This window comes from Halalkalibacter lacteus (genome assembly GCF_036663595.1).
Classification (GTDB): domain Bacteria; phylum Bacillota; class Bacilli; order Bacillales; family Bacillaceae_D; genus Halalkalibacter; species Halalkalibacter lacteus.
This window is the reverse complement of record NZ_JAWRVL010000034.1, coordinates 1-19,880: the sequence shown is the minus strand read 5'-3', so window position 1 is coordinate 19,880 and position 19,880 is coordinate 1. Positions and strand designations below refer to the sequence as shown.

General features: G+C 38.2%; 13 protein-coding genes and 1 pseudogene. 3 read left to right on the top strand and 11 right to left on the bottom strand.

Translation table 11 applies throughout. The features are described from left to right. Positions 1 to 81: 81 nt before the first annotated feature. Positions 82 to 831: a rhomboid family intramembrane serine protease gene (locus SAZ04_RS18535; protein ID WP_332698002.1), complete on the top strand. Its 750-nt coding sequence runs from the start codon at positions 82 to 84 to the stop codon at positions 829 to 831. A 109-nt stretch (positions 832 to 940) separates the two neighbouring features. On the opposite strand, the gene SAZ04_RS18530 is transcribed toward SAZ04_RS18535, so the two are convergent. The 3 genes and pseudogenes from SAZ04_RS18530 to SAZ04_RS18520 all read right to left on the bottom strand — a co-directional run. Beyond that, entirely contained in the window at positions 941 to 1,840 is a 900-nt protein-coding gene (locus SAZ04_RS18530; protein ID WP_332698000.1) for a metal ABC transporter substrate-binding protein, read from the bottom strand. A gap of 212 nt (positions 1,841 to 2,052) precedes the next feature. Further along, positions 2,053 to 2,376 carry a DUF2325 domain-containing protein gene (locus SAZ04_RS18525; protein WP_332697998.1) on the bottom strand — a complete coding sequence of 108 codons (324 nt, stop codon included), beginning with the start codon at positions 2,374 to 2,376 and terminating at the stop codon, positions 2,053 to 2,055. A gap of 168 nt (positions 2,377 to 2,544) precedes the next feature. After that, a pseudogene (locus SAZ04_RS18520) lies at positions 2,545 to 2,751 on the bottom strand (ABC transporter permease subunit); the annotation flags it as partial. Between the two features lie 75 nt (positions 2,752 to 2,826). Between SAZ04_RS18520 and mgtE the strand changes: the two are divergent. Continuing rightward, positions 2,827 to 4,191 (top strand): magnesium transporter, encoded by a 1,365-nt coding sequence (mgtE, locus tag SAZ04_RS18515; RefSeq protein ID WP_332698033.1) that lies wholly within the window; start codon positions 2,827 to 2,829, stop codon positions 4,189 to 4,191. Positions 4,192 to 4,527: 336 nt separating this feature from the next. Here mgtE and SAZ04_RS18510 read toward each other — a convergent pair whose 3' ends face one another. The 6 genes from SAZ04_RS18510 to cobA form a co-directional block, all read right to left on the bottom strand. After that, positions 4,528 to 4,944, bottom strand: coding sequence for a universal stress protein (locus tag SAZ04_RS18510; protein WP_332697996.1), 417 nt, complete (start codon positions 4,942 to 4,944; stop codon positions 4,528 to 4,530). A 287-nt stretch (positions 4,945 to 5,231) separates the two neighbouring features. Beyond that, positions 5,232 to 6,644 (bottom strand): alanine/glycine:cation symporter family protein, encoded by a 1,413-nt coding sequence (locus tag SAZ04_RS18505; protein ID WP_431309033.1) that lies wholly within the window; start codon positions 6,642 to 6,644, stop codon positions 5,232 to 5,234. A gap of 340 nt (positions 6,645 to 6,984) precedes the next feature. After that, entirely contained in the window at positions 6,985 to 7,803 is an 819-nt protein-coding gene (locus SAZ04_RS18500) for a uroporphyrinogen-III synthase (RefSeq protein ID WP_332698031.1), read from the bottom strand. Positions 7,804 to 8,023: 220 nt separating this feature from the next. Next, on the bottom strand, positions 8,024 to 8,350 hold the full coding sequence (nirD, locus tag SAZ04_RS18495) for a nitrite reductase small subunit NirD (protein ID WP_332697992.1): 327 nt from the start codon (positions 8,348 to 8,350) through the stop codon (positions 8,024 to 8,026). A gap of 17 nt (positions 8,351 to 8,367) precedes the next feature. Continuing rightward, the gene (nirB, locus tag SAZ04_RS18490) at positions 8,368 to 10,794 is read right to left on the bottom strand and encodes a nitrite reductase large subunit NirB (RefSeq protein WP_332698029.1); all 2,427 of its coding nucleotides are present in this window, start codon (positions 10,792 to 10,794) and stop codon (positions 8,368 to 8,370) included. Positions 10,795 to 10,844: 50 nt separating this feature from the next. Next, entirely contained in the window at positions 10,845 to 12,317 is a 1,473-nt protein-coding gene (cobA, locus tag SAZ04_RS18485) for a uroporphyrinogen-III C-methyltransferase (protein WP_332697990.1), read from the bottom strand. Positions 12,318 to 12,778: 461 nt separating this feature from the next. On the opposite strand from cobA, the gene SAZ04_RS18480 reads away from it, so the two are divergent. Next, complete coding sequence (locus SAZ04_RS18480) at positions 12,779 to 14,293, top strand: NarK family nitrate/nitrite MFS transporter (RefSeq protein WP_332697988.1); 1,515 nt, start codon at positions 12,779 to 12,781, stop codon at positions 14,291 to 14,293. Between the two features lie 529 nt (positions 14,294 to 14,822). Here SAZ04_RS18480 and nasC read toward each other — a convergent pair. Then, the gene (gene nasC / locus SAZ04_RS18475; protein ID WP_332697986.1) at positions 14,823 to 16,961 is read right to left on the bottom strand and encodes an assimilatory nitrate reductase catalytic subunit NasC; all 2,139 of its coding nucleotides are present in this window, start codon (positions 16,959 to 16,961) and stop codon (positions 14,823 to 14,825) included. Between the two features lie 48 nt (positions 16,962 to 17,009). Beyond that, complete coding sequence (nirB, locus tag SAZ04_RS18470; RefSeq protein WP_332697984.1) at positions 17,010 to 19,367, bottom strand: nitrite reductase large subunit NirB; 2,358 nt, start codon at positions 19,365 to 19,367, stop codon at positions 17,010 to 17,012. Positions 19,368 to 19,880 lie beyond the last annotated feature (513 nt).

Genomic DNA, 19,880 nt, shown 5'->3' with positions numbered 1-19,880 from the left:
ATAGAGGCTAATGCCATTGCAATACGTATAGGTCATTATGTATTATCTGTTATAATAGCAGATATAAAAGGAGGCTGTACCATGTTTATCCGAAATGAAAGCTTCTATTCGTTTAGACGTCGATATCCTGTCATTACCATTTTAGTAGCGATTCACCTTGTTTTATTTATTTCGATGAATTTTCTTCCATTTGGAAACTGGATCCGAGCAATGGGGATAGGATATAATCTTGCCGTTGCGAACGGTGAATACTGGCGCTTACTTACTCCTATTTTTATGCATATAGGAGCCGGACACGTCATTTTCAATTCCTTTTCATTAGTTATTTTTGGCCCTGCACTTGAAAGAATGCTAGGCAAGTTTAAGTTTATCGTTATCTATCTGCTGACTGGAATAATTGCCAATATTGCAACGTACTATCTCGGTGGTCTTACTTACCCTCCACATTTAGGAGCTTCAGGAGCTATTTTTGGTCTACTCGGCATGTATGTTTACCTTGTAATCAACCGAAAAGATTTGATTGATCGAGCAAATTCACAACTCGTTATGACAATCATTCTAATCGGGTTGGTCATGACGTTTGTTAATCCGAATATTAATATACTTGCTCATTTATTCGGATTAATTGCAGGTGCTGCGCTAGCACCACTCTTTCTTATTGGAGCAAAGCCTTTTCATGCTGAACAGCGGGTATTGGTTGACACGACAGAGCCTATTTTCGATCCAAACCGTTGGCAAAGAAAAAGGAGAATCAACAAAAGATTCAAACAAGCTTTCTGGATTGGTTTTGGAGTACTCGTTATTTCCGGCCTACTTTCACGATTCTTATAGAGGACGTGCATCCATTGCAATTGCTTTGAACTCACTTAACAGTTCTATAAAGGATACCTATAACATGAAAAGGAGTGCCCCCTAAATTAGTGGACACTCCTTTGTTTCTTTAGTTTGTTAATCCGTCTACAAACGTGTTTACATTATGTTCGATCATTTTGATATACGTTTCCGCTCCGCTGCCTTCAAGACCAACAGCATCTGTATAGACCTCACCTGCTATTTCAACACCAGCATCACGTGAAACGGTTTCCATGTAACGCTTATCAACCGTGGTTTCCACAAACACAGCTGGAATCTCCCTTTCTCGAACAGTCTCTACTACATTTGCAATTTGGCTATGTGTTCCTTCTTCATGAGAATTTAACTGCCAAATACCTACCGTATCAAAGCCATACTGTTCTCCGAAATATTGAAATGCATTTTCACTAATAACAATGGTACGCTTTGATTGTTCAATCTTCTCAACTTCTGACTGAATCCATCCATGAAGTTCTTCTAATTCAGAAATGTAGTCTTGTGCATTGGCTGTATATTCTTTTGCACCTTCTGGATCACGTTCACTTAAATCATCACGAATATTTTCCACATACGTAATAACATTTTTCACATCTAACCATGCATGTGGATCTTCCCCTCCTTGACCAGAAATTGACAAAGGAGTAACTCCATTTGTAACTGAGACAATCGGAACATCACCAACATTTTGAACGAGACGTTCTATCCATTCCTCCAACCCAAAACCATTCACGTAAAAAACATCTGCATCGCTTACTTTCTGAAAGTCACTCGGAATCGTTTCATATTCATGCGGTTCCTCACCAATTGGAACTAAGTATTCGACTACGCCACGATCTCCAACTACATTCTCAGCCAAATCTGCTAAGATCGAAAAACTCGTAACGACCTTAACACCCCCATCTCCGCTCGTTTCATCATTTGCTCCACACGCCGCTACCAAACTCGTAGCCATAATTGTCACAAAAAGTAGAATCAATTTCTTTTTCATTTTCAATTCCTCCCCTATTTGGTACTACACCAAAGATATGCACATGCGCAACTTTTTGTTCCTTTATGAAGATGTATTTGTTGCTTTATATTAGCATACTGCTTACATTGCCTTATTATCCTTATTTTCACTTTGATCCCAGCTCTAAATGAAAAAGCACCTGCACAATCTGTACAAATGCTTTTAATTCTTATATGTAGTGATCAACTCATCTACTTTCTTCGCAACTGACAATTCGTTTGATTTTCACAGCTGAAATCGCATTTTCCAATCGCTTGGTAAATCGAACACCATGAACGCTTCGCATAACAAATTGGAATCGCCTGCTCCGTTGCCTTCTTTTTTAAAACGCCTGTTAAATTATGATTAATGAAATCGGTCAAAACAAGAACTAGGTCAATATGAGTTGGTATTTCTTTCTTTACCATTTGAACTTTACGTCCACTTACATGAATAATCTCGTCAAAACCGTACTCTTCTAATTTCTTCGGAATCGACCCTAACCGATCTGCTCCAACTATTAACAAAGAAGACATGAGTATAACACCCCTTATTATGATAATCATTATCATAATAATAAATGAAATTGATTCTCATTGTCAATTATTTTGATGAAGAAATTACTAGATTATTCGAAAATGAGAAAAAAAGCTAAATCTTAACGTGAGATTTAGCTCTTTTCGTATTAATATTTCTTTAGCATATAGCACATACAAAGATATTAATATCGCTCCTGCTCCAATTGTTGGCTGTAAAAATGGCAGATTCACTTTCCGAAATATTCCAGCTGCGCTCATCCCTTGCGAACGTGCCACCTCTTCAAAATTATGGTTCATTTTTCGAAGAGACGCACTAGTAATCAAGAAAATATATGGATACGTGAACATTGTTAAGAGGAATTCATCACCATAACTTTCAACTGACGTTTTACTTCCTCGCATATTTTTTGTAAAGTAAACTAAGTAAGAATGAGTGGGGTGATGAAAATGGTTGCAAATATGACAGAAGATCAGTTACTAGTTCTTGTGATCAAGTATATGAAAGAAGCAAAGCGTGGTGCATTTCAGGAATTACTTGACGAGTTACATCCATATGATATTGCACAACTTTACAAAGGCTTGCCTGAAAAGCACCATCATAAATTTTTAACGTTCTTAACACCTTCTCAGATAGCTGATTTGATTCAAGAGCTTGACAATAAGATGCAAATTGAGATCTTACACAAGTTAGGGATTGAACGTTCCTCTAAAGTTATGGATCTTATGGATAATGATGATCTTGCTGATTTATTAAATGAACTTTCTGTTGACAGGATCCAAGAATTTCTCGATGCGATGAAACAAGAGGATTCCAAAACAATTCGATCGTTAATGAGCTACCCTGCTGAAACCGCTGGTGGGATCATGACCAATCAGTTTATTTGGATTCATGCAGATAAAAACGTTAGACAAGCTGTTGATAAGTTAAAAGAGTATGCTAGTTTTTCAGAAAATATTTATTACCTTTATGTAATAAACGACGAAAGCAAGCTTGTTGGCGTTGTTTCATATCGTGATTTATTGATAGCTGATCTTCATGAGGTCATTGAGGATTTAATGTTTACTCGTGTTGTATCCGTTCATGTCGAAGATGACCAAGAAGTAGTTGCTCAAACGATTGAGCGCTATGATTTCATTGCCGTTCCCGTCGTCGATGACCAAAATGTCTTAAAAGGGATTATTACAGTCGATGACGCCATTGATGTTGTGATCCAAGAAGCAAATGAAGATATTGAAAAGCTTTCAGCAACAGGGAAGGCGATTGACTTCAATACAAAGGCAGTGACTGCTTCCATGCGGCGCTTGCCATGGCTTGTTTTATTACTATTTATCGGTCTCGTTTCCGGAAGTATTATTAGCGGCTTTGAGGATACGTTAGAACAAGTAGTAGCTCTCATCTTCTTTATGCCGATGATTGCTGGAATGACTGGTAACACAGGTACTCAGTCTCTTGCGGTTGTCGTCAGAGGAATTATCACAAATGACACTGATCGAAAAACGGTGATCAAACTTATTTTTCGGGAGTTAAAAGTCGGGCTCATTATTGGCGTTACATGTGGTGTGCTTATTTTCTTAATCGCTTTCGTTTGGCAAAGCAGTTTAATATTAGGGTTTGTTGTTGGTGCGTCATTGTTAATCACTTTGATTGTTGGTACACTTGCTGGAACGATCATTCCGTTAACATTAAATCGTTTAGGTGTTGACCCAGCAGTAGCTTCAGGTCCACTTATTACAACGTTAAACGATATCTTTTCCTTAATTATTTATTTTGGAATTGCCACAGCATTTTTAACTCAGTTATCGAGTTTGTAATGGACGTGATATGACAAATTTCCTCGGAAATAGACAGAAACATTCCCCCCACGAAAGAAGCAGCTCCTAAAAGGAGCTGCTTCTTTCCCCTATCTTGTTAAAATATCACCAATCACCCAATACCCAATCCCATATAAGGCAACTATTCCTAAAATGATCATAAATAATTTCTTGTTTGATATCTTCATTTCTCGACCACCTTTACTATCTCTTTCAATAGTATACTACATTATTAGTCGAGGTAAGCTTGACACTATCATGAACGATGACAACTGTTATGGATTCATCTTTAGAAAGCTTTCTTTTCAAAGAGAAAGCTTTAAATGTCTCACTATTTTATTTAATAATTAATACCGGACAGGTTGCACGTTTCACAACTTTATGACTAACACTTCCTAGTACCATTTGCTGAAACTGATTTAACCCTCTGCTTCCAATAACAATTAAATCCGCCTCAACCGATTGTGCAAAATGGACAATTGAAATTGCTGGTTCACCTCTAACAATTTTCATTTCATAGCTCACGCCTTCTTTTTTTGCACATTGTTCAACATATTTAAATTTCTTTTTACGTTTTTCTGTAACCCCTAACGAATTCCATGTGCTTAAAACATCAGATTTTGAGGTTGTGCCGTCTACTGCATACACCACATAGACATACGCTCCGCTTACTTTAGCTAATCCAATTGCCTTTTCAGCTGCCCTCAAAGACTGCTCAGATCCATCTAATGCCACGACTATTTGTTTGAACATGAAATCCCCCCTTATTTCCTTATACATAGTTTATAACTACATAAAAAAAACGGTTACTTCGTTGTACTAACTGTTTTATACACTTTAACGGAATGTTAAGTAATGATATGAATCCCAACAGCAAAAACAGTACTAGTTCGACAATCGTAAATACAGGACGTCTTATCAAACAACCAGTCACGTAAAAAACGTCAAAATTCTCACATGTTCACCTGAAAAATAACTCACTTATCGACAAAAAAATAGCTAGCTACTTAAATAAGTAGCTAGCTATCTTCAATTGATTGTTATCCAACCATTTTATCGGTTTTCCCTTCATCATCCCAAGCTTCCGTGTTTGTAATCCCAAGTTTCTTTGGACTAAAAGTAGGATCAAGTCCTTGCTTTCGTTGATCTTCATAATCTTTTAATACCTTAAAGGCAATGTTACCTAATAAAAGGATTCCAATTACGTTAATCACAGTCATTAATGCCATAAACAAATCAGCTAAATCCCAGACGAGACCTAAACTTGCTACAGATCCGAAGAGGACAAATGCCATTGTCGCTATTCTATAAACATTAACGGCTACTTTACTCTTTTTAATGAACTCGATATTTGTTTCACCATAATAGTAACTGCCGATAATTGAGCTAAATGCGAACATGAAAATTGCAGCAGCGATAAAGTAACTTGCCCATCCACCAATTTGTAAGCTCAGGGAGTTTTGCAATAACTGAATCCCTTCCGCTTCACTTAAATGGTAGTCAGTGTTTAATAAAATGATAAATGCCGTTGCAGAACAAACAATTAATGTATCTACATATACACCTAGAGTTTGAACAAAACCTTGCTTTGCAGGGTGTGAAATGCTTGCTGTCGCAGCTGCGTTAGGAGCACTCCCCATACCAGCTTCATTCGAGAAGAGACCACGACGTACACCCATCATAATTGCTGCACCAATACCTCCACCAAGTGCTTGTTCAAAACCAAATGCACTACGTACAATTAACCCAAGAACAGCAGGAATCTCTGAAACATTCATCACCACAACAACAAATGCAATAACAATATATACAACAGCCATAATTGGTACAATGATACTAGAGAAGTTCGCAATTCGATGAACACCGCCGAAAATAATGCTTCCCGCTAAAACTGTCATAATGGCACCCATCACCCATGGACTTACGCCAAATGCATTATCAAAAGCTCCTGCAATAGTATTACTTTGAACAGAGTTAAAAATTAGACCGAATGTAATCGCAATTAACACTGCAAATATAATACCTAACCACCTTTGTCCTAACCCTTTTTCAATATAATAAGCAGGCCCACCTCGGTATGCGTCTTTATCTCTAATTTTATATACTTGCGCTAAGGTACTTTCAATAAAACTTGTCGCACCACCAAGTAGAGCAACGATCCACATCCAGAAAACAGCACCAGGACCACCTAATGCAATTGCAACCGTCACCCCTGCAAGGTTCCCTGTACCTATCCGTGTCGCTGCACCAATAGCGAAAGACTTAAATGGACTTATACTCTTCATTCCATCAACATCTTTTGATTTTTCCGTAACAACACGAAACATCTCAACTATTGATTGGAACTGCATAAAACGAATCTTAATCGTAAAATATAACCCCGCACCGAGCAAACCACCAATTACTACATACGTCCATAAAAAGTCATTAAAAAAATCAATTATTGCCTGCAAATGAAGCACCTCTTCCTTTGTTTTATTTTGTCTGAATTATCCGTCTACTATACACTACGATTTTTCACACTGTAAATATTATTGTCAGAAAATTTAACATATAAATATTTCCAAATCTAATAAAGGGAGATTTACTAACTTTTAACTTTGTGTTAGTAATGATTCCTTGCGTTTCTCACATTAAAGAAGATTCACTTTACATTTTACACGTGAGAATTCTACTGATCTCACTAAGTAAACTTGGATTTAGTTATCAACTCATCATTATTTAAATATACTTTTGGGTCTTTCTACGCAAAAAAAAGCAAAAGAGAAGTGATTCTCTTTTGCTCAATAACTACTACTTAGCCGCTTCCTTTTCAAAATACTTCGTCATTTCAATGATCATTGCACCCATTCTTTCTAGTTCTGGAGCTACAACTCGTTCTATGCCTTCATCATGTAATGCTTCTTCTGTTACTTTCCCTACTGCGACTGCAAGCACGTTCTTTCTAAAAGCATCGACTACCTTTTTCTCATATCCCTTTTCCTTCGCATATTTAAATAATGACCGAACTTGAATCGCAGCTGTGAAACAAACTGCATCGACTTTAGTTTGAAACAACTCTTGGCAAAAGCGCTCCACTGTTTCAAGATCAGGGTCAATGTGTTGGTATGGCAACAACTTGAAAACCTCTGCTCCAGCTTCTTCTAGATACGTTATGAGCGCTGGTGCATTTTCTCCATGAAGCTGAACAATAACACGTTTTCCTGTGAAATCATTGCCTTCCAGTGATTTTATTAGCCCTTTAACCGTTCCATCATCATCTTTCACATCCGGGTTTATTCCTATTTTCTTTAAAGCTGCAAATGTTTTATATCCTCTTGATGCCACATTTGCTTGTTTGATGATTTCTAAAAATTGATCTTTTATATGTAACTCATCTGCTAAATCTAACAAGGCATTTGTCCCTATACCTGTCGTTAAAATCACCCAATCATATTGTTCATTCACTATTTTTTGTAAATCAGATTTCACTTGTTGATCTGCTAGAAAAACAGTTCCTTGCAGAGAACGAACGAAAGGAATTCCGTTTTGTTTCTCGACTAACTTGCTCATTTCATCTGTTTTCCTTGATGCTGCAATGACAATTTTTTTTCTATCTAATCCCATTTTGATCTTTTCCCTTCTTTCCTTGTCTATTTCCTCTATTATATAGAAGATTGTCTGGTACTTACAAATAAGAGCTAGGAATCATAGTAAAATTTGACCTATCCAACCTGTACAAATATTCCTTTATATAGAGAGCCACTGAACAGATTCCCTTTATTGAAAACCGATCTTTTTTTAAATAGATAAAGCATCCGCTCATCAAGCAAGCGGATGCTCCTATAGCTAATTAATCTACAAAGACGAATACAACCTCATCTTTAACTTCTACATCATACTTCTTCACACAGCCGACATCTGGTGCTTGCACCTTCCCGTCTTTCATATTAATCTTCCAATCGTGAAGCGGGCAAAAGACATGCTCCCCACTTACGATTCCTTCCGATAGAGGCCCCCCTTTATGAGGACAGCTATTTTGAATGGCACTTACTGTACCATCTTTTTGCTTAAATAAAGCAATTTCTTCTCCTGCAACGTTGACTCTTTGTCCAACCCCTATTGATAAGTCCGAAACCTTAGCTACTTCTACTTTTTTGGTAGTTTCAACTTTACTCATAATCTCTCCCCCTGCGATTAAGAATGTATTTCTACTTTTTTCTTTTTGAACTCTTGTTGCTTTTCTTCATTATCAACGATTTCTTTCCAAGGATCTTTACCAGTAGAAAGAGCTAAGTCCATTCTTTCATTTAACTCCTTGCGACCAACTTCATCCTCAAGAACAACTTTCTTCATTAGGTCTAACCCAACACGCTCTACAAAGTGAGATGTGCGCTCTAGGTATCTCGCATTTTCTCTGTAATATTGCATAAAGGCACTAATGATATCAATAATTTCTTCTTTTGTTTTTACCTTACAAAACAAATCTCCCCCACGTAGGTCAACCCCTCCGTTACCGCCAACGTAAAGCTCCCAACCTCCGTCTACACCAACAACACCGAAATCTTTAATTCCAGACTCTGCACAATTTCGTGGACAAGCTGACACAGCCATTTTCACTTTATGCGGTGTATTAATGTATTCAAACTTTTTCTCAAGTTCAATACCAAGGCCAATGGAATCTTGAGTACCAAAACGACAGAACTGCTCTCCAACACAAGTCTTAACGGTACGAAGGGCTTTGGCATAAGCAGAACCAGATCTCATCCCTAAGTCGCTCCATACTTTTGGTAAATCGTCTTTTTCAACTCCAAACAAGTCAATCCGTTGTCCTCCTGTTACTTTTAAGAGAGGAACATTGTATTTATCCGCTACATCGGCAATTTTACGTAGTTGGTCGGCATTGGTCACACCACCATACATTCTAGGAACAACTGTAAAAGTCCCGTTATGATTAATATTTGCATGAACACGCTCATTGATGAAGCGTGATGTAGGATCATCGACATTCTTAATTGGGTCAACCATTTTCAAGTAGTAGTTAATAGCAGGTCGGCACTTCGAACACCCTTCATCAGATTCCCAGCCAAGCACATTCATGACTTCACGAGGGTGAGTAAGCCCAAGCTCGCGAATTTGATCAACCACTTCTTCGTGAGTATGTTCCGTACAACCACACATTGGTTCTGGTGCATTTCCAACTTCTTCTCCCGTTGTCAATGTTAAGAGGTCTGCGATAAGTGGTTTACAGCCACCACAAGATCGTCCCGCTGTTGTACATTGTTTCACTTGCTCAACCGATGTCAGTCCATTTTCTGTGATAGCAGAACAGATATCCCCTTTTGATACACCATTACAGTCACAAATGTTGTCACTATCTGCCATCGCAACGACTGGACTTACTTGTGCTTCTCCGCTTTCTGATGGAAGAAGGGCCACTTTACTCATACCAGAAATGTCTTCACCGCTTCTCATCATGCCAAGAAGACGAGTAGAATCTGATGTGTCTCCAAATAGAACGGCTCCGATTACTTTATTATCTTGGACAACGACTTTTTTATAAATGCCTTCGAATTCATCATGAACACGAATCGCTTTTGTTTCTTCGCCATCTTGGAATTGGCCTGCTGAGAATACATTGACACCAGATACTTTTAATTGGGTATACACAAGTGATCCTTCATATCCATGCTCGAGTGACTTACCTTCTGAACAAATATGTGCAGCTAATACTTTCCCTTGTTCATAAAGCGGTGCAACAAGTCCGTAAGCAATTCCTCTATGCTGTGCACATTCCCCAACTGCATAAACATTTGGAGCACTTGTTTGCATAAAATCATCTACGACAATCGCTCGCTCTGTCGTTAACCCACTCTCCTGTGCTAAAGTAACATTCGGTTTAATCCCTACTGCCATTACGACAAGATCCGTTTTAATGGTTGTGCCATCCGTAAAGTGGATGCCTTCTACGCGGTTCTTACCGACAATTTCTTTTGTGTTTTTTTGCAAGTGGAATGTCATCCCTTGTGCTTCAAGCTCTTCTTTTAGCATCTTACCAGCTTGATCATCAAGTTGACGCTCCATTAAATAGTCAGCGATATGAATAACATCAACTTCCATATTTAAATTTAGTAACCCACGTGCTGCCTCTAAACCTAGTAATCCCCCACCGATTACAACGGCTTTTTTATAGTTTTTTGATGTTTCAATCATCGTTTCACAGTCTTTTATATTACGAAAAGCGATAACACCTTCTTTATCCGCCCCAGGTAAAGGAAGCATAAATGGATTTGATCCAGTTGCGTAAATTACTTTATCATACGCACGCTCGATTCCTTTTTGACTGTAGACGACTTGCTTTTCGGTATCTACCTTAACAATTGGATCACCTGTCAGTAGTTCAATTTGATTTTCCTCATACCAATTATAATCATTTAATACAATATCGTTAACGTTCGCATCCCCTTGAAGAACGGACGATAACAAAATTCGGTTATAGTTTGGATGTGGTTCTTCCCCAAATACAGTAATATCAAAACGATCGGAATCGTTCTTTAAAATCTCTTCAATTGTCCGAATACCCGCCATACCATTTCCAATTAGCACTAGTTTCTCTCTCACAATAATCTCTCCTTTATGGTTGTGATAGTATCATTTTTGCTACAGCATCAAACTTACCTTTCCACTGCTAAAACCGTTTCTTTTGCATTGATTACAGTCATGATATTCTCATTTTCTATGAAACTTCTTACAGGTATGTCAGCAGCTTTCAGTACAAGACTTGTTTCTCTGCCCCTACAAACAACGTTAAGATTATGAACTACACTATTTTTTTCAAACCCACTCAATTCAAGAAACTTTATAAACTGAATGGCATCTTGGCGACTCGTTACCAGAAGCGTATTCACATGTTGTTCTGCTACTAATCTACTAAAAGCTTCTATGTCTTTTTGACTCACTTTTTGTTTATTTACGACTAGCTCCTCTGAAGATTGAGGATATTCATGCCTCATACTCTCAATCTCTAACTCTCCCCCTATTAAAACTGGCGATCGTAACTCACATCTACTTGCAAGTGAAGACTGAATCCCTATCATCTGTAATGTTGTCTTAACAGTATCATCTACTGCATAAATAGAAGAATCAATCTTTCTAAGATCTAATTTATTCTCTCCAAGAGCACGTAAAAAGGTGTAAACACTTTGAGAAGAGAGAAAAACAAGTTGATTCTCTGCGGACAGTTGTCTGATTTGATGTAGTTGTCCTCTGCCAATATTCTCAAACTGTGAGAGTAAGTTGTGCTCATATACATCTGCTCCGTTTTTCTTAAGGCTTCTAACCAACTCTTGATTCGATTCTATTTTAGAAGGGATGAGAATACCTTTTCCAGCTAGTTGCTTGTTATCAAACCAACCTAATTTCGATCGTAACTTTACGACATCTCCTACAACAATAATCGCAGGATTTGTTATGTTTGCCTGTTCAACTTTATTTGCTATCGTAGCGAGTGACCCCTCTACGGTTCGCTGCTTGCTATAAGTTCCCCACTGTACAACTAAAGCAGCTGTATCTTTTGATTTCCCATGTTTGATTAACTCTGACGTAATTGTCCTAAGATGTTTCACACCCATATAAAAAACAATTGTTTCGACTCCCTTTGCTAAAGGCTCCCACTCAACTTTCGGTGTACCATCATCTTTGCTACCATGTCCCGTTACAACCGCAAAGGAATTTGAATGCTTCCGATGTGTAATGGGAACACCTGAGTACATTGTTGCCGCAATCCCGGCTGTAATTCCTGGGATTACCTCATAAGCAATTTGATGTTCTGCTAAGAGCTCAGCCTCTTCTCCAACTCTTCCAAATACAGCAGGATCACCGCCCTTTAACCTGACAACGGTTTTTCCCTTTCTAGCATGGATTAGGATTTCTCTCTGAATATCTTCTTGTCTGAGAGTATGTTTACACGGTTGCTTCCCACAATAAATTAACTTGGCCTCATCTTTTACATCAGTTAACAAAAAAGGATTGATTAAGCGATCAAAAATGACTACATCAGCCTGTTGTAAAGCCCGCTTCCCTTTTACAGTAATTAAATCTACGTCTCCCGGACCAGCCCCTACAAAGTAGACCATTCCACTATTCATTAATTACTCCCCCTTTTGTAACTGTAAAGAATTATTTTTATTATATGTTTCATCCTAAACCAACATTTCAGATACATGTTACATTATGTCACTTTATCTGACATGTTTTTTCCTCTCCCTTCAAAAGAACCTTTTATAAGTTTCTGGTGAATGGTGAAATGAACAAAATCCGACGTTGATCTTTTATAGGTTAAGCTAATACTAGTGAAATTGAATCTCCTCTATAAAAGAAACAATTTACTTTTTAATAAAGAGACACCATATTCTCTATTTATAAGTAGAAACTAGACTAAAGCTCTCTATTTCGACAAGTATTACATGGAAAAGAATCAATATATAACATTTTCCCAACTCAAAAACTATGTCACATTTTCTATCGAATTTTCAGACAACTTGCATGTATTAATGTAAAAATAAAAAATGTATTTGAAATATTGATTCTTTTAAGGAGGCTTTTTTCGATGACAGTTACTGAAATTTTTAAGTTTAAGAATGAAAGAATTAAGATTCTACATTTCACTTGGTTTGCTTTCTTCGTTTCTTTTTTCACTTGGTATAATATGGCGCCCCTTGCAACAACCATGCTTGAGACAATGGACTGGTTAACGCCACAACATATAGCTGCACTCGGTATTTGTAACGTTGCTCTAACCATTCCAGCGCGGGTACTAATTGGGTCCTTACTCGATAAATACGGACCGAGAAAAATCTACTCCGCGCTCCTGATCACAATGTCGATTCCCGCGATTGTCTTTGCTTTTGGAGATAGTTGGGTTCAACTTATGATTTCTCGACTTGTGTTAGGTAGTATCGGTGCTAGTTTCGTTATCGGGATTCGAATGGTATCTGAATGGTTCCCACCGAAAAGTGTTGGATTTGCTGAAGGGATTTACGGAGGTTGGGGAAATTTCGGTTCTGCTGCTGCCGCAATGCTACTGCCATGGTTTGCCCTTACGATGCTTGGCGGTGAAGATGGCTGGAGATACGCGTTAGCTTTCACTGGGGTCATCTGTTTCATCTATGGGTTCGTTTATTACTTTAATGTAAAAGATACACCTGATGGAAAACCACTTATTAAACCTAAGCGATCAGGAGCATTAGAAGTTAGTAGCTGGGGTGATTTGGCTCAACTAATTCTCTGGACGATTCCTCTTGGTGGAGCATTAGCTATTAGCGCTTGGAGACTATCAGGCTTAGGATTTGTTTCAGAGACAGCGTTGTATATTGTCTGGGCGATAATTGGACTCGTCTTAGTTTACCAAATTTACATGATCCTTAAAGTGAATATTCCACTACTCAAAAAAGGTGTTCCAGAGGACGACAAATATAACTTTAAAAATGTTGGTGCGTTGAACAGTACGTATTTTGCTAATTTTGGTGCTGAGTTAGCGATCGTTGCGATGCTACCCATGTTCTTTCAATTGACATTCTCACTTTCTGCGTCGCAAGCGGGTCTTATTGCAGCATCTTTTGCTTTTGTTAACCTACTTGCCCGTCCATTAGGCGGAATTCTATCAGATAGAATGGGTAGTCGTCGTAACGTTATGCTTGTGTATATGTTTGGGATCACTCTTGGACTTTTCGGAATGGGATTCATGGACTCTAGTTGGCCTTTAGTTTTAGCTGTTGCGATGACCGTACTTACATCCATGTTCATTCAAGGTGCTGAAGGAGCAACATTCGCTGTTATCCCAATGATCAAGAAACGTGTAACAGGTCAGATTGCCGGGATGGCGGGTGCATACGGAAATGTTGGTGCTACAATTTACCTGACTTTGTATACATTTGTGACACCACAGCAATTTTTCTTTATCCTAGCATCGGGAGCTCTCGTGAGCTTCGTCATCTGCTTCTTCACATTAGAAGAGCCAAAAAACTCATTCGGAGAAGACTACTATATGTCTTCTGATGAACTAGCAGTCTTAAATGACGCAACAGAAATTGAAGTAGAACCTTTGAAAAAGAAAGTTCAATAAGATGTTGTACAAAAGGGACATTTTCCCTTTTGAAACAACTTCGAAGCAATGAGCGGAGCCGCTGCTTGGTTTTGATCCTGCTATGACTAGGCTTCACGTAGCAGGCGTGCAGCGTGTAGATTCATTTGCCCCTCTTTTTGGTTACGTTCTATAATTTAGAAACATCGAAGATAGTACTCACTCCCATTAGATAACGTAACACGCCTCCAAAACTAATGAATAGTTTTGGAGGCAGTTTTTTATTTGCAGATCGTCATTGTTAAGTTACAGTCACTGCGAATCATCATTCTATAAAATCCACATTATTATATCGACACCATTCAACCGCAATTTGTTTCAATCTTTCATCACGAGGAATAACACTGATCCTGAATGTTAATCAACCTTTCGCTTACTACAACCTCTAAGCAATGAATAGAGCTGTCGCGCTGTGTGTGTGGAGCCATTTCCGCCCTAATTTTGGATACTTTTATAGAAAAAACAACACATGGAGCTCAAGTACCCCATGTGTTGTTTTTTTAGGTTGTCTTTAATTTGCCACTGGACTAATTTTCACTGCACTCACTTTAAACCCTGGCATTCTACAAGTAGGATCTAGTTTCTTCGATACTAACCGATTCACATTTTGCGAATCTGCCCAGTGAAACGGAACAAACACCGTATCTTTTCGGATCGTTTGCGACCATTTGCTTCGAACAACAATACTGCCTCGTTTTGACTCGACTTTCACTAACGTATTATCCTTAATCTGATACTTTTCTGCTGTTGATGGGTGAATTTCCATATACGATTCAAATTCGCGTGCTGCTAACGTTGAACTTTTTCTTGTTTGCACACCCGTTAAATAATGAGACATTACTCTTCCAGTTGTTAAGTAAAGAGGAAAATCTTCAGTCGGATTTTCTTTTGGAATTTCAGGAGTATTTGAAACGACAACCATTGCTGCTTTTTTATCAGCGTGGGCAAATTCTGTTTCAAATAATCTTTCAGTTCCTGAATGATCCTCATCAGGACAAGGCCATAATATCCCTTTTTCTTGTCGCAATCGATCATACGTCATGCCAGAATAATCAGCAATTCCGCCTCGAGTTGCTATACGCAGCTCATTGAACACTTCTTCTGGAGAAGAGAACGAGAAATGTTCACCTTTCCCAAGAGCCTCTGCTACTTCACAAATAATTTGCCAATCATGCTTTGCTTCTCCTTTTACCGGAAAACTTGCTTCTCGTAACGTGACTCTTCCTTCTACATTCGTCATCGTACCAGGTGTTTCTAAATAGGAAGTCGCAGGCAAAATTAAATCTGCTAATCTAGCTGTTTCAGATATAAACAAATCAACAGCTACGAAAAAGTCTAGCTTTTCTATTGCCTTCTTAACAAATTCAGCACTTGGATTCGAGACAACAGGATTCGAACACATTAGGAACATGCCTTTAATTTCGCCTTCGTCCATTTTCTGAATCATCTCAAAGGCAGAAACTCCTTTTCTTGGCAAATCTTTTTCGTTAATGCCCCACACTTCAGAAATATATTTGCGATGCTCGTCATTTTCAATTGAACGATAGCCAGGTAACTGGTCTGCTTTTTGGCCATGCTCTCTTGCTCCTTGGCCATTCCCTTGTCCTGTCACCGCTCCAAATCCTGAATTTTTCTTTCCTATTTTCCCAGTAGCCAATAGAATATTTAAGAAATTACGGACAGACGTAGATCCATCTGTTTGTTGCTCTACACCTCTTGCAGTAAAAATCATCCCAGATTCTTCTCTTCCAAATACAGTGGCCGCTTTGGTTATTTGGCTAACCGGTACCCCTGTCATTTCAGCAATGTCGTCTAAATCTAATGAAGATACATAGTCTCTCACTTCTTCAAATCCATTTACTCGTTCTTGGATAAACGACTCGTCAATCAGATTCTCTTCAATGATCACTTTTAATAGTCCATTCGCAAGTGGTGCATCCATTCCGGGCTTTACTTTCAAGTGCAAATCAGCCATTTTCGTTGTTGCTGTTTCACGAGGATCAATCGCAATTATAAACGAGCCGTTTTCCTTCGCTTTCTCAAAATAAGGCATAATCGTTGGTTGGCATTCTGCAATATTCGTTCCGGCAAGCACAAGACACCTTGAGTGAGGAATTTCTTGGATCGTATTTGTGAAGCCTCGATCCATTCCAAATGTCTGTGCGGCTGCTGAAGCAGCTGCTGACATACACAACCTGCCATTATAATCGATATATTTTGTCTCTAAAGCGACTCGCGCAAATTTCCCTAGTAAATAGGCTTCTTCATTCGTAATCGTTGCACTGCCATAAACAGATAACGCATTTTTTCCATACTGTGATTGAATGGAAGTGAATTTTTCCTTTATAACCTCTATTGCTTCTGCCCAAGAAATTTGCACAAACTCTCCATCTACTTTTAACAAAGGGTGCTTAATTCGATCTGTGTGAATCGCATGTTGGTGAGCATTTAGTCCCTTAATACAGAGACGCCCTTCAGAAGTCGGGTTATCTTTTCCAACTGTTTTATACTTTTTTCTTGTAACGGTCGACTGTTCAATTAGCTGCATTTTGCATTGCATACTACAAAAGGGACATTGCGTATCATAGACTTTCTCCGTTTCAGCTTCTTTTTGTTTTGTTCGGAAATATCGTAATAACATCTCAGTCAAGGTGTCTCATCCTTTGCTAGCTTATTTGTCGCATCTAGACATATCTATTTAGGTAACGGTTTTCTCCAACACTTTTTTAGTTTGACGAGAGTCATGATCCAAGTTAGCAAGTAATTGCTGTCTTAAATCACGATCAAATAGTACCTCTCGTATATGCAGCAGGTTGATTCGGTCAATCCATTCCCACGTGCGCTCCGCATATTTAGCCGTTTCACGATAATATTGAATGAATCCACTAATCAGTTCAAATACTTCTTGTTCCGTTTCTGCCACACAAAGCAATTGTCCCAAACGTGCGTTTCGACCGCTACTTCCTCCAACATAAATTTCAAATCCTCTATCAAATTGGATAACCCCAATGTCCTTCGTTGTTGAGCCAGCGCCGTTATGCATACATGCCGATATCCCCATTTTGATCCGATATGGTGTTGTTAGATATTCGGTTTTCTTTTCTAGCTTAACAGCTAACTCCAAGGCGTTACGCTTCTCACATTTACAAACCGTCTCACCAATACAAGTTTTAATATTTTGCACGGTATTTCCATACGTGCTACTTAAAGGTAAGTCTAAATCTTTCCAAATCGGTTTAAGGTTTTCTTCTTTCACACCGAATAAATGAAGTCTTTGTTCACTTGTTATCGCAACATTTGGAATCTGGTATTTTTCTACAACGTCAGCAATTTTGCGCAATTCCTCTGCACTTGTTACACCACCATACATTTGTGGGGTAAGGGAATACGTTCCGTCACTTTGAAGTGTCGCATTCATCCGTTCACTAATAAAGAGAGATTCTTGTTTTGTTTCATATTCTGGGTAAATCATTCCGAGATAATATTGCAAAGCCGGAACACATGTTGAACAGCCTTCCTCATTCGCCCATCCAAGCTCACTCATCACCTCATGAACAGATCCCAAATTTCTCACCTGCATTTCAGTGACAATTTCTTCATCTGTTAACGTTGTACAGGAGCACATCGTCTCTTTCTCGATCACTTCATCAAAATCATCACTTTGAATATACGAAAGTAAATCCATTACTAACGGTTTACATCCGCCGCACGCGCTAGATGCTTTTGTACATTTTTTCACTTCATCAACCGTTGTTAACCCTTTTGTTTGACATGCCTCAATAATCGTTCCTTTTGTGACAGCATTACAATTACAAATAAGGTCTGTTTGTTCCATTGAAACCACTTGAGAATTCTGACTAGATGCTTGCAGAATCATCATTTTTTCCTCGTCAGTAATTACCTTCTGCTTACTGATCATTTCGAGAAGCTTATTACCCGCTTTTGTGTCTCCATATAAGACAGATCCTATTACTTTGTCTTCTTTTAAAATAATTTTTTTATAGGTATTAGCTAATTCATCGTATTGTGTAATGGTTTTCGTTGTTTCATCACCTTGAAACTCCCCTACAGAAAAGACATCGACACCCGATATTTTCAGTTGGGTTGATAAAGTAGACCCTTGATAGCCATTCGCTTCGATTCCACAAATATGCTGAGCTAATATTTTACCTTGTTCATATAACGGCTTAACAAGTCCATATACCATTCCTCTATGTTCAACACATTCACCAACAGCGTAAATATCTGGTTCACTCGTTTGCAAATAGTCATTAACAAGAATAGCTCGGTTTGTCTCAATTCCACTATCCTTCGCCACCTGTACATTCGGCCTTACCCCCACAGCCATAACGACAGCATCCGTTTCAACTATCGAACCATCTTTAAAACGTAACCCTTCAACTCGGGATTCTCCCATAATTTCTTCGGTTGCTTTTTCTAACAAGAAGTTCATTCCTTGGCTTTCTAGTTCTTGACGAAGCATGTTGGCCGCTGCTTGATCCAACTGTCTTTCCATTACATATTCGGCAATATGAACAACATCTACTTTCATCCCTAGATTGAGCAATCCTCTTGCTGCCTCTAACCCTAGTAACCCTCCGCCAATGACAACTGCTTTTTTATAACCTTTTGAAAGAGTAATCATTTTCTCACAATCTTCTATAGTCCGAAAGCTTACGACCCCTTCTTTATCCGCACCAGGAATAGGTAAGACAAAGGGATTCGATCCTGTTGCAAAGATTAGCTTATCATAAGAAACCTCTTTAAACTGATCAGTTCGTACCACTTTTTTATCTGTGTCAACCTCTACAACCGTCTCACCTGTATGAAGTTGAATATGATGCTCCTCATACCAAGAGCGATTATGCAAAGTGATATCTTCTACTTTTGTATCCCCTTGTAAAACCGTTGATAACATAATTCGGTTATAATTATAATGTGGCTCACTTCCGAAAACAGTAATATCATACATGTTAGGATCGGTCTTTATGATTTCCTCAATGCAATTAATACCTGCCATGCCGTTTCCGATTAAGACTAACTTTTGCTTTTCCATCTTAGAAACCCTCCAGATCATAATCTACTTGCTTATTTATAGTATGGTATCGTTATTTCTCAAAAGATATATTTAAATTATTGCTTATTAGTAATTACATCAGATTCATTTTATCGAATATTGCCATATAAAATCTCTAACTATGTCAGATGAGCTCACATAGAAACTTTTACCTTTGCATATAATAATGATCTGTAAAGCCAATTCAGCCAATTACGATCGCTTCCTTTTTATCTTTGAGATAATGAAAAGAAGGTTAGGTTTTGTTACCTATTTTCATCATGTTTAAAAGAATAAAATTAGCTTAGATCCTTCGCAATGACTATTTATTACCTTCATTCACTTCAAACTTTCATGAAGCAACAGTAACAGCTATTTTATCACACTTTTTCTCCAACATAGCAGTAAAAAAAGAATGACCACATACATGGTCATTCTTCAGGCTGTTGAGAAAGTGTTCTCAACAGCCTGTTTTTTTTGTTTTTAAATCCGATTATTCAAATGGATATAGTA

What these genes read in the sequence shown, in the direction of transcription:
- nirD (WP_332697992.1), bottom strand. Translation starts at nt 8,350, where the DNA reads ATGAGTAAAGTTGAAACTACCAAAAAAGTAGAAGTAGCTAAGGTTTCG.
- SAZ04_RS18525 (WP_332697998.1), bottom strand. Translation starts at nt 2,376, where the DNA reads ATGTCTTCTTTGTTAATAGTTGGAGCAGATCGGTTAGGGTCGATTCCG.
- nirB (WP_332697984.1), bottom strand. Translation starts at nt 19,367, where the DNA reads ATGGAAAAGCAAAAGTTAGTCTTAATCGGAAACGGCATGGCAGGTATT.
- SAZ04_RS18530 (WP_332698000.1), bottom strand. Translation starts at nt 1,840, where the DNA reads ATGAAAAAGAAATTGATTCTACTTTTTGTGACAATTATGGCTACGAGT.
- SAZ04_RS18535 (WP_332698002.1), top strand. Translation starts at nt 82, where the DNA reads ATGTTTATCCGAAATGAAAGCTTCTATTCGTTTAGACGTCGATATCCT.
- mgtE (WP_332698033.1), top strand. Translation starts at nt 2,827, where the DNA reads ATGGTTGCAAATATGACAGAAGATCAGTTACTAGTTCTTGTGATCAAG.
- SAZ04_RS18480 (WP_332697988.1), top strand. Translation starts at nt 12,779, where the DNA reads ATGACAGTTACTGAAATTTTTAAGTTTAAGAATGAAAGAATTAAGATT.
- cobA (WP_332697990.1), bottom strand. Translation starts at nt 12,317, where the DNA reads ATGAATAGTGGAATGGTCTACTTTGTAGGGGCTGGTCCGGGAGACGTA.
- SAZ04_RS18510 (WP_332697996.1), bottom strand. Translation starts at nt 4,944, where the DNA reads ATGTTCAAACAAATAGTCGTGGCATTAGATGGATCTGAGCAGTCTTTG.